The sequence below is a fragment of the Micromonospora sp. ATCC 39149 genome, from assembly GCF_000158815.1.
In the GTDB taxonomy this organism is placed as follows: Bacteria; Actinomycetota; Actinomycetes; order Mycobacteriales; family Micromonosporaceae; genus Micromonospora.
In genome coordinates this window covers 4,488,863-4,504,494 of record NZ_GG657738.1, presented here as the reverse complement: position 1 = coordinate 4,504,494, position 15,632 = coordinate 4,488,863, and the positions used below count along the sequence as shown (strand labels likewise).

Below are 15,632 nucleotides of genomic sequence, written 5' to 3'. Positions count from 1 at the left end.
GAGCACGGCGGGCCGTCAGCGCGCGGCGGCCGGGACCGCGCGGGGCGCGGGTGTGGGTAAAAGGGGTACCCCGCTATACCGAATGCGTCAACAGGGGGCCCTTCCTTCCAGCTGGGCGAGGAGGTCTTCGACGGTGGTGACCGGGCGCTGGCAGACGAACCCCCGGCAGACGTACGCGGTGGGTCGGCCGTCGAGCATCGGCCGGTCGGCGAGCAGCGGCACGCCCGGCTGGTCGGGGCGGCCCGCGACCAGCACCGCGCCGGGCGGGGCGTGCCGGTACGCGGCGGCGACGAGCGGGTCGCCGGCCGGATCGTCGGTCACCACGGCGATCTCGTACGGGCCGGAGAGCAGCGCCTCGCCGGCGGTCGCCGCGTACCCGGTGAACCGGGCGTGCCGGGCGACGATCGGCGCGACGGTGGCGAGGGCGGCCTCGGCAACCTCCCGGTACCGGGGCTGGCCGCTCAGCGCCGCGTACGTCACCAGGGCGGCGACGATCGCGGACCGGCCCGACGGGGTGGCGTTGTCGGTCGGGTCGGCCGGCCGGGTGACGAGCCGCTCGGCGTCGTCGGCGGTGTCGTAGAACCCGCCGCCGGGGGCGGCGAACCTGGCCAGGGCGGTGTCCAGCAGGTCGCCGGCCAGCTCCAGCCAGCGCCCCTCGCCGGTGAGCTGGTGCATGGCGCAGAACGCCTCGGCCACGCAGCCGTAGTCCTCCAGCACGCCGGCCGGCTCGCCGACCACACGGTCGCGGGAGACCCGACGCAGCCGGCCGTCGACGAGGTGCACGGCGGCCAGGTGTTCGGCGGCGTCCCGCAGCGCGCCGTCGGCGACGATCGTGACGCCCTCCAGCAGGTTGGCGTCGGCCTGCTCGTCGCCGGTCCCGACCGCCTCGACCAGGCGGACGAACTCGGCGAGCGCGGTGATCGCCAGGCCGTTCCAGGCGGCCACCACCTTGTCGTCGCGGGCCGGTTGGGGGCGGGTGTCCCGGGCCGCGAGGAGCCGCCCGACGACGTCCCGCCAGCGCCCCCGGATCGCCGGGTCGGCGTCGTCGACGTCCCGGGCCAGCCGCAGCACGCTCGTGCCGTGCTCGACGCCCTTCCTTCGGTCCGGAGTGCCGCCTTGCGGCGCGGAGGCGGAATGAGGGGCGAAGGTGCCTGATGGGGTGACCGCGAACAGGTCGGCGGCCCAGCGGCCGTCGGACTCCCCCAGCACCTCGACGAGTTGGGCCGGGGTCCAGGCGTAGGTGAGCCCCTCGACGCCCTCGGTGTCGGCGTCCAGCGCGGAGGCGAAGCCCTCGCCCGGCCGGTGCAGCTCGTCGGCGAGGAAGCGGGCGGTGTCGCGGGCGACGCGCCGGGCGAGCGGGTCGCCGGTGAGCCGCCACAGGTGGGTGTAGACCCGCAGCAGCAGGGCGTTGTCGTAGAGCATCTTCTCGAAGTGCGGCACGGTCCAGTGCGCGTCCACCGAGTACCGGGCGAAGCCGCCGGCGAGCTGGTCGTGGATGCCGCCCCGGGCCATCGCCTCGGCGGTGTGCCGGGCGATCTCCAGGCTCTCGGCGGAGCCGGTGCGCTGGTGGTGACGCAGCAGGAAGAGCAGGTTCAGGTGCGGCGGGAACTTCGGGGCCCCGCCGAAGCCCCCGTTGTCGCGGTCGTACTCGCGGGCGAGCCGGGCGGCGGCGGCGTCGAGCAACTCGGCGGTGAACGGGGCGGTCGGGCCACCGACGGCCTGCGCGCCGCCGATCGCCTCGACCACGGCGGAGCCCTGCCGCAGCACGGCCTCGCGCTGCTCCCGCCAGGCGGTGCCGACGGACTCCAGCAGCCGGACGAAGTTCGGCTTCGGGAAGTAGGTCCCGCAGAAGAACGGGGTGCCGTCCGGGGTGGCGAAGACCGTCATCGGCCAGCCGCCCTGCCCGGTCATCGCCTGGGTGGCGGTCATGTAGACGGCGTCGACGTCGGGCCGCTCCTCGCGGTCCACCTTGATTGCCACGAAGCCGTCGTTGAGCAGCTTCCCGACGCCCGCGTCCTCGAACGACTCGTGCGCCATGACGTGACACCAGTGGCAGGCCGCGTAGCCGACGGAGACGAGCACCGGCACGTCGCGCCGCCTGGCCTCGGCGAACGCCTCGTCGCACCACGGCCACCAGTCCACCGGGTTGTCGGCGTGCTGGAGCAGGTACGGGCTGGTGGCGCTCGCGAGTCGGTTCACCCGTCGACCATATCCACCGCGCAGGGGTCCCGCGCCGGCTGCCCGCAGGTCTTCCGCCATTCACGTTCACGTATTTATATCGGTGCATGCCCGGCGACGGTCGCCGGCCCGCCGAGGAGGCACGCATGCGCCGATCCCGTCCCCTGTCCGCGCTCACCTGCGTCGCGGTGGTCGCGGCGCTGGCCGCCGCCGGCCCCGCCGGAGCCGCCGTCGACCCGGCGGCCCGCGTCTCGGCGACCACCGCCGTCGGCACCCACAACGCGTACGACAAGGAGACGTACACCTACCTGGCCCAGGCCCTCGACGCCCGGCCCGGGATGATCGAGCTGGACGTCTGGCCCGACGTCGTCGCCAACCAGTGGCGGGTCAGCCACTCCAACCCACTCGGCAACAACAACAACTGCGTCGCCGCGACCAGCGCCAGCCAGCTCTACACCGGCACCCGCAACAAGAACCTCGAACACTGCCTCGACGACATCCGGCTCTGGCTGGCCGCCCACCCCGACGCCGGCCCGCTGCACCTGAAGCTGGAGCTGAAGACCGGCTTCAGCGCCCGCACCGGGCAGGGGCCGGCGCAGCTCGACGCGCTGCTCGCCGCCCGGCTCGGGTCGGCCGTGTTCCGCCCCGCCGACCTCAAGGGCGGGTACGCCACATTGGACGCCGCCGCCCGCGCCGACAACTGGCCCACCCGCCAGCAGCTCACCGGCCAGGTGATCGTGCACCTGATCCCCGGCACCGTCGAGGAGGGCAACCCCACCGACAAGCTGTGGACCGACATCGAGTACGCCCAGCACCTCGCCGCGCTCGCCGCCGCCGGCACGCTGGGCTCGGCGCAGGCGTTCCCGGCCGTACACCGCGCCCAGGCCGGCGACCCCCGCACCCGGTACGCCGACGCCGCCCTGCGCCCGTGGTTCGTGGTCTTCGACGGCGACGCGTCGACGTACGTCACCGGCGGCATCGACACCGCCTGGTACGACACCAACCACTACCTGCTGGTGATGACCGGCGCGCAGAACGTCCCCCCGGCGGTGGGCGACACCGACCCCGACGCGGCGGCGGCCCGGGTGGCGGAGCTGGCGCGTAGGCACGCAAGCATCGCCTCGGCGGACTGGGCGGCGCTGCCGGGCGTCGTGGACGACGTCCTCCCGCGCGGCTGACCGGCCGACCAGCCCCGCGCCCGCTGAGCCCGGGGCTGGTCGCTGCCCTGGTCAGGAAGCGCCGTCGGCGCGCAGCGGTACGACGTTGGCCTTGGACGTGTCCAGCAGCGACCCGAGCACCGCGCCGATCTTGTCGGCCGGCATCGGCTTGAAGAAGTGGTATCCCTGGGCGGACGTGCAGCCCAGCTCCGCCAGGGCGAGCCGTTGCTCGGCGGTCTCCACGCCCTCGGCGACCACCCGCAGGCCCAACTCGTGGGCGAGCCCGACGGTCGCCCGGACGATCGCCGCCGCCTCCGGCGAGTCCGCCATCCGGATCACGAACGACCGGTCGACCTTCAGTTCGTCCACGGCGATCCGGGTGACGAACGCCAGCGACGAGAAACCGGTGCCGAAGTCGTCCACGGCGAGTTGCACGCCCATCGACCGCAGGGTGGCCAGCACCTCGTCGATGACCTCCAGCTCGCTCATCACCACCGTCTCGGTGATCTCCAGCACCAGCCGGTGCGGGGGCACCTGGTGGCGGCGCAGCGCCTCGCCGATCTCGGCCGGCAGCCGGGGGTCGAGCAGGCTGCGGGCGGAGAGGTTCACCGAGATCGGCACGTCCAGGCCCGCACGGGCCCACTCGGCGGCCACGGTGAGCGCCTTGTCCAGCACGTACCGGGTGAAGGTGCCGAGCTGTTCGCTGTTCTCCACCGGGCGGATGAAGTCGCCGGGGCCGAGCCAGCCCCGGCGCGGGTGCCGCCAGCGGATCAGCGCCTCCACCCCGGTCGGCGCACCGGTGGCGAGGTCCACCGCCGGCTGGAGGGCCAGCACCAGCTGGTCGTCGGCGGCGAGGGCCTCCCGCAGCTCCGCGAGCAGCGCGAGCTGATCGGTGCTCGCGGCGTCCTTGGAGCTGTCGTACGCGGCGACGTTGCCGCCGCCCTCCTTCGCCTGGTACATCGCGATGTCGGCCCGGCGCAGCAGCTCCGTCAGGTCGGCGGTGCCGGCGTCGGCCACCACCACCCCGACGGAGACCTCGACGGACATCCGTACCCCGGCGACCTCGGTGGGCGCGGCGAGCCGCTCGGCGATCTCCCGGGCCTGACGCAGCGCGTACGCCATGGGGGCGGTCCGGCCACCGATCACCGGGACCGACGTCAGCAGCAGGGCGAACTCGTCGCCGCCGAGGCGGCCGAGCAGGTCCCCGGAGCGGGTCAGCGCGCCGAGCCGGTTGGCGGTCAGCCGCAGTAGCTGGTCGCCGGCGGCGTGGCCGAGGGTATCGTTGACCTCCTTGAACTGGTCGATGTCGAGCAGCAGCAGGGCGACGGGGTGGTCGTGCGCGCGTTGCCGCAGCGCCTGGTCGCCCTTGCCGAGCATGGCGGCCCGGTTGAGCAGGCCGGTCAGCGGGTCGTGCACCGCCTCGTACGAGGAACGGGCGGTGACCAGGCGCAGCTCGCGGTGGGTGGCGGCGTCGTGCAGGGCGGCGGCGAGGGCGTCGGAGAACGCGGCCACGGCGTCCTGCTCGCGGGCGTTGGGTGGTGCCGAGCGGGGGAAACGGACGCGCAGCTCCCCGACCCGGGTGGACCCGACGGCCAGCGGCCGGACCAGCTCGTGCGGGCCGGCGGCGGAACCGGTGGGCGGGTCGGTCTCCCGGTCGATCACCTGGCCACCGCTGTCGCCCCGGTAGCGCCGCCACCGGCCGTCGCCCCGCGCCACGTCCACGTCGACCGCCTCGGCGCCGAAGAGGCTCAGCGCGCCGGTGACCGCCGCGGTGGCGACGCCCCGCTCGTCGAGCTGGTTGAGCGCGGCGGTGGCCTCGGCGAAGGCCCGCCAGGTGCGCCGCTCCTGATCGGCCTGGAGCCGGTGCCGGTAGGTCTGCTGGAGCAGCCAGAGCACGGGCGGGAGCGCCAACAGCCAGCGGGCGTCGAGTTCCAGCAGCGCCACGGCGGACAGGCCGACGGCCACGTTCCCGACGAACATGAGCAGCTTCCCGCGGAGCGCGGCGAGCAGCGGCGGGCGCATCGGCACGCCGTGCCGCAGCGCGACGGCGATCCCACCCAGCCAGGCGGTGGCGAGCAGGTACGTCACCGAGCCGGCGGCCAGCGCCAGCGCCAGCTCCGGAGTGGGGGTCGCGAGCAGCGGGGCGCCGAGCGCGGTGGTGACCGCGACGGCGAGGGCGGTGGCGGCGCTCAGCGAGGCCGCGATGCGGACGGTCTCCAGCGGCGGCTGGCGGTCGGCGGCCAGGGAGAGCAGCGCCCAGGCCGCCCCGGCGCCGACCAGCGTGGCGGCCGGAAGCCACCCGGCGGGGACCAGGTGCAGGCAGACGACTAGGGCCGCCTCGCCCCAGGTGGTGCTGACCATTCCGGAGGCGGTGCGGAACCGCAGCCGGGCCAGCTGGGCGACCGCGACGACGGCGACGCCGATGCCGAACCGGGCGAGCGCCGGGAGCGGGTCGTCGGGCGGCAGGTGGGTGGGGAGGGTGAGGCCGATCACGGCGGCCACGAGCGCGGTCAGCGCCACGGCGACGGTCAGCACGAGGACCCGGTGCGGAGTGCCACGCGACGCCGACCGATCGAGCGGATCGCCGGCCTCGACGGAGGTCACCGACCTCCCCCGTCCGCTGGTCGCCGCACCGCACAACGGGCAGCCGTCGCTGACCCGGTCATCGGTGCCCCCCTCCCGCGCGCGGCCTGGGGACTTTTGGCCCCCCCGGCGGAAGGCTAAGCCAAAGCCGGGGAGCGCAACAGGGGGCGACGACCGGCTTCAGCGTGAATCACGCCCCGATTACCCGTTCCCGTGCTGCTCAGGGCCCTTGGGCGTGGTCGATCGTGAGTCCTGCCCCAGGGTCCCGTCTGTCGGATCGACGACTGTGGCCTCCGCCCGGCCCGCGTCGGCTACCCCCGCCCCGCCCGGAACGGCGCGCTCGCCGGGCGCGGGGAAGTGGTCGGGGAGCCGGCGCAGCCGGGAGTTCATGTTGCGAATGAGGAGCACGGTGGCGGTGGCCAGCAGCACGATGAGGAAGAGGCCCATCGGACCGGCCAGGCCACCCGTGCGGGTGTCACCGAAGTTGTTCTGCGCGAGCACCTGGGCAGCGGTCAGCATGGCGTTCCTCCGGATCGTGGCAGGACCCCAGGGTAGCCCGGCGTCGGACCAGCGGGCACGGCCGGATCAGCAGGCACGGGCCGTCTCGCGGACCCCGGCGAAGAGGTCGGACTCGGGCAGCGGGCTGTCCACCACCGAGCGGGCGAGCTGGAAGTCCTCCGTCGGCCAGGCCTGCCGCTGGAGCTCCATCGGCACATGGAACCAGAAGCCGTCCGGGTCGATCTGGGTGGCGTGGGCGCGCAGCGCGTCGTCCCGGACCGGGAAGTAGTCCGCGCACTCGACGCGGGTGGTGATCCGGGGGCCCTTGTCGGGACGGTCGTCCCAGCGCTTGAGCCACTCCTCGTACGGCGAGGCGAGGCCCGCGGCGAGCATGCCCTCGTGCAACGCCAGGATCTTGCCCTTGGAGAAGCCCACGTCGTAGTAGAGCTTGAGCGGCTGCCAGGGCTCGCCGAGGTCGGGGTACCGCTCCGGGTCACCGGCAGCGTCGAACGCGGCGACGCTGATCTTGTGGGTCATGATGTGGTCGGGGTGCGGGTAGCCGCCCTCCTCGTCGTACGTGGTGATCACGTGCGGGCGGAACTGCCGGATCAACCGGACCAGCGGGCCGGCGGCGACCTCGACGTCCTGGAGGGCGAAACACCCCTCGGGCAGTGGCGGCAGCGGGTCGCCCTCGGGCAGCCCGGAGTCGACGAAGCCCAGCCATGCCTGCTCGACGCCGAGAATGGCGCGGGCGGCGTCCATCTCCGCGCGGCGGATCTCGGCGATGTTGGCCCACACGTCCGGGCGGTCCATCTTCGGGTTGAGCACGCTGCCGCGCTCACCGCCAGTACATGTCACGACCAGCACGTCGACTCCCTCGGCGACGTACTTGGCCATGGTCGCGGCACCCTTGCTCGACTCGTCGTCGGGGTGCGCGTGGACGGCCATGAGACGCAGCTGCTCTGCCACTTGCGGCGCTCCTCGTCTGTGCCCACCGGCGCTGCCTGCCGGCGTCGCCCGCCGACCTGTCATCCTTACCTCAGCGAAGGTGACTGAGGGACTTGTCCACAAGCCAACGCCGGGCTGGGAAGATTGGACTCTGCCATTCTTGCCGATGGGGCCGACAACAATGCCAGGAGAAAGCCGCCGGTGACCGAGACGCACGCCACACTCACCTCCGGCGCGCCCGCGTTCCCGCCGGGCCGCTACGGCCGGCGTCGCGAGCCGGCGCGGCGCCGGCCGGCACTGGTCGCGCTGCTCGCCGCCGCTCTGGTGGTGGCGCTCGGGCTGGCCGCGTTCAGCATGTACGGCAAATACGGCGACCCCGACTACGACGCCCAGGTGATCACGTACACGGACATCACCGACTCCCAGGTGGTGATCGACTTCCGGGTGACGGTGCCGGCGGGCGGCTCGGCGACCTGTGTGCTGCGGGCCCGCTCGCACGACGGGGCCGAGGTGGCCCGCGAGGAGGTGACCGTGACCGCCCGGCCGGGCGGGTCCCAGGCCGCCGCCCGGCACCGGCTGGCCACCACCGCCCGACCTTTCATCGGTGAGGTGGTGCGCTGCCGCCCAGCCGGCTGAGCTGCTGAAACAGCATCCGTCACGCGCACCGCAGGTTCCGTCGCCAGCACCTGCGGTGATCGTACGCACCCGGACGGGCACCACACTGGTAACTTGGTGGTTCACCCGTCAGCCAGTCCGCACAACCGAGGAGATCGCCTGTGTCCAACAACGGAAACGAGGCGCCCGCCACCTGGCTGTCCCAGGACGCTCACGACCGCCTCCAGGCTGAGCTCGACGAGCTGATCGCCAACCGGCCGGCTATCGCGGCCGAGATCAACGCGCGGCGCGAGGAGGGCGACCTCAGGGAGAACGGTGGCTACCACGCCGCCCGCGAGGAGCAGGGCAAGCAGGAGGGGCGGATCCTCTACTTGAAGGAGCTGCTCCGCACCGCCCAGGTCGGCGAGGCACCGAGCGCCGACACGGTCTCCCCCGGCATGGTCGTCACGATCTACTTCGACGACGACACCGACGACACCGAAACCTTCCTGCTCGGTTCGCGGGAGATCTCCTCCACCACGGAGCTGACCGTCTACAGCCCCGAGTCGGCGCTGGGCAAGTCGATCCTGGGCACCCGGCCCGGGCAGACCGTGACCTACACCGCGCCGAGCGGCGCGGACATCAAGGTGACGGTGGTCAGGTTCGAGCCGTTCACCGGCTGACCCACCGGCCCGACCCCAACGTGTCAGCAAGGGCCCCCTGTACGACGGAACGCGTTGACAAGGGGCCCTTCCTCACACCTCAGCGGTCGGCGGCGAAGACCACCTGGTAGCCGCTGGCGCGCAGGGCGCTGATCAGCGTGTCGGAGTGCTCGACGCCGCGGGTCTCCACCGACAGCGCCACCTCCACCTCGCCGAGCCGAAGGTGCGGATTGGCCCGCTGGTGCTCCACGTCGACCACGTTCGCCCGGTGCTCGGCGATCTCGCTGAGCAGCGAGGCGAGCTGACCCGGGCGGTCCGAGCAGCGCACGGTCACCCGCAGGTAGCGCCCGGCCGCCGCGAGCCCGTGCTCGATCACCCGCAGCATCAGCAGCGGGTCGATGTTGCCGCCGGAGAGCACCGCCACCACCGGCGTCTCGACCCGCACCGCACCGGCCAGCAGCGCCGCCACCCCCACCGCGCCAGCCGGCTCGACCACCTGCTTGCCCCGCTCCAGCAGCATCAGCAGCGCCCGGGAGATGTCCTCCTCGGTGACCGTGACGATCTCGTCGACGAGCTTGCGGACGTGGCTGAAGGTGATCTCCCCCGGGCGGCCCACCGCGATGCCGTCGGCGATGGTGCTGAACGCCGACAGCCGCACCGGCTCGCCGGCCGCCAGCGAGGGCGGGTACGCCGCCGCGCCCGCCGCCTGCACCCCGACCAGCCGCACGTCGGGCCGCAGCGCCTTCGCCGCCACCGCTATGCCGGAGATCAGGCCGCCCCCGCCGACCCCGGCGACGATCGTCTTCACGTCCGGGCACTGTTCCAGGATCTCCAGCGCCACGGTGCCCTGCCCGGCGATCACGTCCGGATGGTCGAACGGGTGGATGAGGACCGCCCCGGTCCGCTCGGCGAAGGACTGCGCCGCCACCAGCGACTCGTCGACGGTGCTGCCAGCCAACTCGACCTGCGCGCCGTACCCCTTGGTGGCGGCGACCTTCGGCAGCGGCGCGTTCACCGGCATGAACACGGTGGCGTGCGTGCCGACCAGCCCGGCCGCCAGCGCCACCCCCTGGGCGTGGTTGCCGGCGCTCGCGGCCACCACCCCCCGGTCGCGCTCCGCCGCCGACAGCCGGGAGATCCGCACGTACGCCCCGCGCACCTTGTACGAGCCGGCGCGCTGCACGTTCTCGCACTTGAGCCAGACCGGCCCGCCGAGCGCGGCGCTCAGCGGGCGGGAGGGCTCCAGCGGGGTGGTGCGGGTGACTCCGGCGAGCAGTTCCCGCGCGGCGCGTACCTCGGCGAGGCCGACCAGTTCCGTCATACCCCGATCGTGCCACCCACCGGTCCCGCCACCGGCGGCGACACTGGCCGCTACCTGCGGCTACGGGTTGACAACGCCGCGCTGGTTGGTCAGGCGGAGGCCGGTGACCCCGTGCCGACCTGGGGGTAGCCGGGGGCGTGCCGGGCCCACGGGGCCTGCATCTCGAACTGGCCGGCGACACCGAGCAGCAGCAGCTCCGAGCCGGGCGGGCCGACGAGTTGCACCGCCACCGGCAGCCCGTCGGGGCGGCGACCCACGGGCACCACGATCGCGGGCAGGCCGGCGATGTTCCACGGGGCGGCGTACGGGGCGTACCGGATGCTGGCCCTCATGTTCGCCGACCAGGACCGGTCGGACCAGCCGGCGGCCTCCGGTGGCGGCCCGGCCAGGGCCGGGGTGAGCAGCAGGTCGACCGAGTGGTCGGCGAAGTAGCCGATGGACCGCTCGCGCCAGGCGGCCCGGTCGGACTCGCGCACGTACCCCCGGCGCTGTGCCCACTCGCCCAGCGCGACGTGTCGGCGGCTGCGCCGCTGGAGGCCGCGCGGGTCGAGCCCGGCGGCCCGCACGTCGGCGGCGGCAGCGGCGAACCAGGTGGCGAGGCCGGCCAGGCCGAGGCGGGTCGGGTAGACCGGGTCGGCGCGGACGGTGTCGTGACCGGCGGCGGGCGAGCAGCCGGCCGGCGGCGGCGACCGCGTCCCGGTTCGGCGCGTCCGGCGCGACGCCGCGCACCGGGGAACGCAGCGAGACACCGACCCGCAGCCGCTGCGGCGGGACCAGCTTCTCCTGCGGGCGGCCGGCGAGCACCTGGAAGCCGACGGCCGCGTCGGCGACCGTGGACGTCAGCATGCCGTGCTCGGTGAGGCCGAACCAGTCGTCGGCGCCGAGCTGGCGCGGCACCACACCCCGGCCCGGCTTGAGCCCGACCAGCCCGCAGCACGCCGCCGGGATGCGGATCGAGCCGAGGCCGTCGTTGCCGTGCGCCATCGGCACCAGCCCGGCGGCCACCGCCGCCGCCGCGCCGCCGGACGAGCCGCCGGGGGTGCGCCGGGGGTCCCACGGGTTGCGGGTGACCGCGCTCGCGTCGTCGGTGAGCGCCCACAGGCCCAGCTCGGGCATCCGGGTCACCCCGAGGATCACGGCACCCGCGCCGCGCAGCCGCCGGACCACCTCGTGGTCGGCCTCGGCGACGGCGCTGCGCACCGCCGCCGAGCCGTTCCAGGTGGGCAGGCCGGCGACGGCCGTGTTCTCCTTGACCGCGACCGGCACCCCGGCCAGCGGCAGGTTGGCCAGGTCCTCCTGCTCGTCGACCTTCTCCGCCTCGGTGATCGCCTCCCCGCCGCGCACCGTGCGGAACGCGGCGAGATCGGCGTCGGCCCGGGCGATGTGGTCGAGGTGATCGGCCACGACCTGGGTGGCGGAGACGTCACCCCGGCGTACGCCGCGAGCGATCTGTTTCGCGGTCGCCCCCACCCAGGTCGGCATGATGTCCTGCACGGCCACCCTCCCCCGCCAGCGGTCAGCCCAGCGCCTGCTCCAGATCGGCGAGCAGGTCGTCGACCGTCTCGATGCCGACAGACAGTCGCACGAGATCGCCGGGAACTTCAAGCGGCGAGCCGGCGGCACTTGCGTGTGTCATCCGGCCCGGGTGCTCGATCAGGGATTCCACCCCGCCGAGGGACTCGGCGAGCACGAACAGCTTGGCCCGGTTGCAGATCTGCACGGCGTGCTCCTCCCCGCCGGCAGCCCGGAAGGAGATCATGCCCCCGAAGCGGCGCATCTGCTTGGCGGCGACCTCGTGTCCGGGGTGCGACGGCAGGCCCGGGTAGATCACCTGGCCGACCCTGGGGTGCCCGTCCAGGTACGCGGCGATCCGCTCGGCGTTGTCGCAGTGCCGGTCCATCCGTACGCCGAGGGTCTTGATGCCGCGCAGGGTCAGCCAGGCGTCGAACGGGCCGTTGACCGCCCCCATCGCGTTCTGGTGGTAGCGCAGTTCCTCGCCGAGGCTCCGGTCGGCGGCGACCAGCGCACCGCCGACGACGTCGGAGTGCCCGCCGACGTACTTGGTGGTGGAGTGCACCACCACGTCCGCGCCGTGCGCGATCGGCTGTTGCAGGTACGGCGAGGCGAAGGTGTTGTCCACCACCAGCAGCGCGCCGGCGTCGTGGGCCACGGCGGCCAGGGCGGCGATGTCGGCGATGCCGAGCAGCGGGTTCGTCGGCGTCTCCAGCCACACGATCCGCGTGACACCGGGGCGGATCGCGGCGTGCACGGCGTCGGCGTCGGAGACCTTCGCCGGCGTGTACGTCAGCCCCCACCGCTGCGCGACCTTCGCGAACAGCCGGTACGTGCCGCCGTACGCGTCGTCCGGGATCACCACATGGTCACCCGGCTTGCAGACGGCACGCAGCAGGGTGTCCTCGGCGGCCAGCCCGCTGGCGAAGGCCAGCCCGACGGGGCCACCCTCCAGCGCGGCGAGGCACTCCTGGAGCGCGTCGCGGGTGGGGTTGCCGGATCGGCTGTACTCGTAGCCCTGCCGGGGAGCGCCGACGGCGTCCTGGGCGTAGGTGCTGGTCTGGTAGATCGGTGGGATCACCGCGCCGGTGCGGGCCTCCGGGTCCTGGCCGGCGTGGATCGCGAGCGTCTCGAAGCCGTGGTTCATTACCGAGACGTTAGCGGGACTACCCTGCGACGGATGGGTGGGTGTGTGTTCTGCGCGATCGTGGCCGGCGACGTTCCGGCGTTCCGGGTCGCCGACACCCCGCAGGGGGTGGCGTTCCTCGACACCCGGCCGGTGTTCCGGGGCCACGTGCTGGTGGTGCCGCGCGCCCACCTGGTCGCCCTGGCCGACCTGCCGGCGGACGACCTGCCCGGCTACTTCGGGCTGGTCCAGCGGCTCTCCGTGGCCGTCGAGACGGGCCTGGGGGCCGGCGGCACGTTCGTGGCGGTGAACAACAAGGTGTCCCAGTCGGTGCCGCACCTGCACACCCACGTGGTGCCGAGGACGAAGGGCGACGGCCTGCGCGGGTTCTTCTGGCCCCGCACCCGCTACGCCGACGACGCCGAGGCCCGGTCGTACGCCGAACGGGTGGCGGCGGCGCTGGCCTGACGCCCTTCGGGCCCGACCCGGGTAACCGACGCCGGGGCGGGTAAGGAACCGGGGCCCGGCGGCGTTGCACGCGGGGAGAGGTATGAGAGGAGTTCCACCGTGTTCCTTCGCCGCATGTCCGCCGAGCTGCCCACCCCCGACCGGGCCCTGCCCGGCCGCCCGATCGCGATGCCGATCGGCGACCGCCACGAGGTTCTCGGCTCCTCGCTGAAGGGGCCGTTCCCGGCAGGCGCGCAGGTCGCCGTCTTCGGGATGGGCTGTTTCTGGGGTGCCGAGCGGCTGTTCTGGACCCTGCCCGGCGTGCTCACCACCTCCGTCGGCTACGCGGGCGGGATCACCCCGAACCCGACGTACGAGGAGGTCTGCTCGGGCATGACCGGGCACACCGAGGTGGTCCAGGTCGTCTACGACCCCACGGTGATCAGCTACGAGGACCTGCTGAAGGTCTTCTGGGAGAACCACGACCCGACCCAGGGCATGCGCCAGGGCAACGACGTGGGCACCCAGTACCGGTCGGCGATCTACGCCAGCACCGACGAGCAGCTCGCCACCGCCACCGCGTCCCGGGACGCGTTCGCGCCGATCGTGGCGCGGGCCGGCAAGGGTGAGATCACCACGGAGATCGACCGGCTCGGCGACTACTACTTCGCCGAGGACTACCACCAGCAGTACCTCGCCCCGACGAAGAACCCGAACGGGTACTGCAACCACGGGCCGAACGGGCTGAGCTGCCCGGTCGGCGTGGCCCGCACCGCCTGACCGCGACACCGGGGCCGGCGGCACCTGCCGCCGGCCCGCACGGCGTCAGCGCGGGCGGAGCACGACCGTCCAGGTGGTCGTGGTGGTGCTGGCCGCCGCAGCGGTCGCGCTCAATCCGCCGTACGCGCCGGTCGGCACCGAGCCGCCCGAGTCGGCGAGCAGCCCGGTGACCCGGCCGCCGCCGGACTGCGAGCTGTTGCTGCGCACCTGCACCCCGGGCGGCGGGGTCAGCGCGGTCGACGTCGCGTCGCCGTGCAGCCAGTACGACACGCCCCAGCCGCGCTCGGCGGTGACCGGGGCGCTCGGGGTGACCCGGACGGCGGAGCTGGCCGGGTCGGTGGCGCGGGCGGCCACCGGGGCGACCGGATCCGTGCCCCGGTACGCGGCGACGACGAGGTTCCCCTTCGACTGCGCGCCGAGGGTGACCCGTAGGGTCGTCCCGGCATCGCCGTCGGCGGCGACCTTCCACCAGGCCGTGGTGGTGGCGTAGCCCCCGTCGAGGCGGTCCAGCCGCGTCCAGCCGGTCACGCCGGTGGGCTCGCCGGTGGCGGCGTGGGTGTTCTGGCTGAGGAACAGCAGCAGGGTGTCTCCCGGCTGGACGCCGGCGGGCACGGCGACGGAGTGGGTGGTGACGTTCGCGTTGGCGGTGGCCTGCCCGACGTACGAGATCAGCTCCGGCAGCGGCGCGACGGTGACGTCCCGGGTGGCGGTGCCGGTGGCGCCCCGGTCGTCGGTGACGGTGACCGCGACCCGGTAGGTGCCGGCCTGCGCGTACGTGTGGGTCGTGGTCGGCACGCTGGCGGTGCCGGCGCCCGCGCTGTCGCCGAAGTCCCAGGCGTGGTCCTGGACCGCGCCGTCGGCGTCGGTGGAGCCGGCGGCCGAGAACGTGCACACCAGCCCGGAGCAGGACGCGGCGAGGTCGGCCGTCGGCGGGGTGTTGGCCGCGCCGCCGGTGCCCTTGACCAGCCTGATCCAGTCGATGTCCCCGGCGAAGTAGTCGCAGGTGACGTTCACCCCGTCGCAGGAGCTCTTGCCGCCGACGGAGAACTGCCAGTTGTTGGCGATCGTCCCGGTGGGGCCGGTGAGCCGGCTGGTGCGGACGCCGTCGACGTACATCTCGACGTAGGTGGCGGTGCGGTTGCAGGTCACCGTGTGCCACCGCCCGTCGGCGATCGACGTGCCCGTGTAGCCGGTGCGCGTCGACCCGTCGCCGCCGCGGAACATGCACCGGGGCTTGCCCTCGGGCGCCTCGAACTTCCAGTAGCCGCCGGCCGTGCCGCCCTGCCCCTTCTGCATGATGTTGCCGAAGGAGCGCGTGGTCCGGTAACGGATCGAGAACGAGAAGTCCCCGGCCTCGGGGTTGAAGTCGTTGCTCGCCGGCACCAGGTTCACGTGCCCCGGCACGTACTCCCTGTCGACGGGGTTGTGGTAGGCGAAGCGGTGGGCGGTGGCACCGTCGTAGCGCGTCCCGGTCGCCACCTCGGCGCCGACACTGCCGTGCCGGCCGTTGCCGCTGCTGTCGGTGAGCATGGTGGCGCCGGCCGGCTCGTCCATGCTCCAGAAGGCCACGGTCCGGGTGGCGACCGCCCGCGCCGGGGAGACCTCGGCCAGCACCCCGGCCGCCGCGAGCGCCGCCGCCAGCACCAGCCGGCCCAGCGTCCGCCCGCCTCGTCCCGTCCACACGCCCCGTCGTCGTGTCGCGCGCATGGTCATCGCCTCCTCGTGGCCGCCCTCACCCTGGCACGGGGGTGTTCGGCGCTGAATGCGCCGTCCGGGGGAGTCGGGGTGGCCAGCGGCGGGAGGGACGAGGCCGTCCGGCCAGGTAC

At 73.9% G+C, this 15,632-nt stretch carries 12 protein-coding genes and 1 pseudogene; 5 read left to right on the top strand and 8 right to left on the bottom strand.

The window, feature by feature from the left end; translation table 11 throughout:
• Nucleotides 1–87: 87 nt before the first annotated feature.
• A complete protein-coding gene (locus MCAG_RS19490; RefSeq protein ID WP_007074702.1) occupies nt 88–2,199 on the bottom strand; it encodes a thioredoxin domain-containing protein in 2,112 nt (703 codons plus the stop codon).
• Between the two features lie 125 nt (nt 2,200–2,324).
• Between MCAG_RS19490 and MCAG_RS19485 the strand changes: the two genes are divergently transcribed.
• Nucleotides 2,325–3,356, top strand: coding sequence for a phosphatidylinositol-specific phospholipase C domain-containing protein (locus MCAG_RS19485; RefSeq protein WP_036374306.1), 1,032 nt, complete (start codon nt 2,325–2,327; stop codon nt 3,354–3,356).
• Between the two features lie 51 nt (nt 3,357–3,407).
• Here MCAG_RS19485 and MCAG_RS19480 read toward each other — a convergent pair whose 3' ends face one another.
• The 3 genes from MCAG_RS19480 to mca all read right to left on the bottom strand — a co-directional run bounded on the left by MCAG_RS19480 (nt 3,408) and on the right by mca (nt 7,385).
• A complete protein-coding gene (locus MCAG_RS19480) occupies nt 3,408–5,870 on the bottom strand; it encodes a putative bifunctional diguanylate cyclase/phosphodiesterase (protein WP_369751373.1) in 2,463 nt (820 codons plus the stop codon).
• A 249-nt stretch (nt 5,871–6,119) separates the two neighbouring features.
• Entirely contained in the window at nt 6,120–6,437 is a 318-nt protein-coding gene (locus MCAG_RS19475) for a hypothetical protein (protein WP_007074699.1), read from the bottom strand.
• A 66-nt stretch (nt 6,438–6,503) separates the two neighbouring features.
• Nucleotides 6,504–7,385 carry a mycothiol conjugate amidase Mca gene (gene mca / locus MCAG_RS19470; protein WP_007074698.1) on the bottom strand — a complete coding sequence of 294 codons (882 nt, stop codon included), beginning with the start codon at nt 7,383–7,385 and terminating at the stop codon, nt 6,504–6,506.
• Nucleotides 7,386–7,565: 180 nt separating this feature from the next.
• Between mca and MCAG_RS19465 the strand changes: the two genes are divergently transcribed.
• Both MCAG_RS19465 and greA read left to right on the top strand, forming a co-directional pair.
• The gene (locus tag MCAG_RS19465) at nt 7,566–8,000 is read left to right on the top strand and encodes a DUF4307 domain-containing protein (protein WP_007074697.1); all 435 of its coding nucleotides are present in this window, start codon (nt 7,566–7,568) and stop codon (nt 7,998–8,000) included.
• A 140-nt stretch (nt 8,001–8,140) separates the two neighbouring features.
• Nucleotides 8,141–8,641 (top strand): transcription elongation factor GreA, encoded by a 501-nt coding sequence (gene greA / locus MCAG_RS19460; RefSeq protein WP_007074696.1) that lies wholly within the window; start codon nt 8,141–8,143, stop codon nt 8,639–8,641.
• Nucleotides 8,642–8,720: 79 nt separating this feature from the next.
• Here the strand turns inward: greA and ilvA are convergent, their stop codons facing one another.
• The 3 genes and pseudogenes from ilvA to MCAG_RS19445 form a co-directional block, all read right to left on the bottom strand.
• Nucleotides 8,721–9,941, bottom strand: a complete 1,221-nt coding sequence (ilvA, locus tag MCAG_RS19455) for a threonine ammonia-lyase (protein WP_007074695.1) — start codon at nt 9,939–9,941, stop codon at nt 8,721–8,723.
• Nucleotides 9,942–10,030: 89 nt separating this feature from the next.
• Nucleotides 10,031–11,441: pseudogene (locus MCAG_RS19450) on the bottom strand (amidase).
• A 16-nt stretch (nt 11,442–11,457) separates the two neighbouring features.
• Nucleotides 11,458–12,600, bottom strand: a complete 1,143-nt coding sequence (locus MCAG_RS19445; RefSeq protein WP_007074693.1) for a cystathionine gamma-synthase — start codon at nt 12,598–12,600, stop codon at nt 11,458–11,460.
• Between the two features lie 33 nt (nt 12,601–12,633).
• On the opposite strand from MCAG_RS19445, the gene MCAG_RS19440 reads away from it, so the two are divergent.
• Both MCAG_RS19440 and msrA read left to right on the top strand, forming a co-directional pair.
• The gene (locus MCAG_RS19440) at nt 12,634–13,047 is read left to right on the top strand and encodes an HIT family protein (protein WP_007074692.1); all 414 of its coding nucleotides are present in this window, start codon (nt 12,634–12,636) and stop codon (nt 13,045–13,047) included.
• A 99-nt stretch (nt 13,048–13,146) separates the two neighbouring features.
• On the top strand, nt 13,147–13,806 hold the full coding sequence (msrA, locus tag MCAG_RS19435; protein ID WP_007074691.1) for a peptide-methionine (S)-S-oxide reductase MsrA: 660 nt from the start codon (nt 13,147–13,149) through the stop codon (nt 13,804–13,806).
• A 45-nt stretch (nt 13,807–13,851) separates the two neighbouring features.
• On the opposite strand, the gene MCAG_RS19430 is transcribed toward msrA, so the two are convergent.
• Nucleotides 13,852–15,519 (bottom strand): PKD domain-containing protein, encoded by a 1,668-nt coding sequence (locus MCAG_RS19430; protein ID WP_232290224.1) that lies wholly within the window; start codon nt 15,517–15,519, stop codon nt 13,852–13,854.
• Nucleotides 15,520–15,632 lie beyond the last annotated feature (113 nt).

Excerpts from the sequence above, each read along its gene's own strand:
- MCAG_RS19445 (WP_007074693.1), bottom strand. The coding sequence starts at position 12,600 with ATGAACCACGGCTTCGAGACGCTCGCGATCCACGCCGGCCAGGACCCG.
- ilvA (WP_007074695.1), bottom strand. The coding sequence starts at position 9,941 with ATGACGGAACTGGTCGGCCTCGCCGAGGTACGCGCCGCGCGGGAACTG.
- MCAG_RS19475 (WP_007074699.1), bottom strand. The coding sequence starts at position 6,437 with ATGCTGACCGCTGCCCAGGTGCTCGCGCAGAACAACTTCGGTGACACC.
- MCAG_RS19440 (WP_007074692.1), top strand. The coding sequence starts at position 12,634 with ATGGGTGGGTGTGTGTTCTGCGCGATCGTGGCCGGCGACGTTCCGGCG.
- MCAG_RS19430 (WP_232290224.1), bottom strand. The coding sequence starts at position 15,519 with ATGACCATGCGCGCGACACGACGACGGGGCGTGTGGACGGGACGAGGC.
- MCAG_RS19485 (WP_036374306.1), top strand. The coding sequence starts at position 2,325 with ATGCGCCGATCCCGTCCCCTGTCCGCGCTCACCTGCGTCGCGGTGGTC.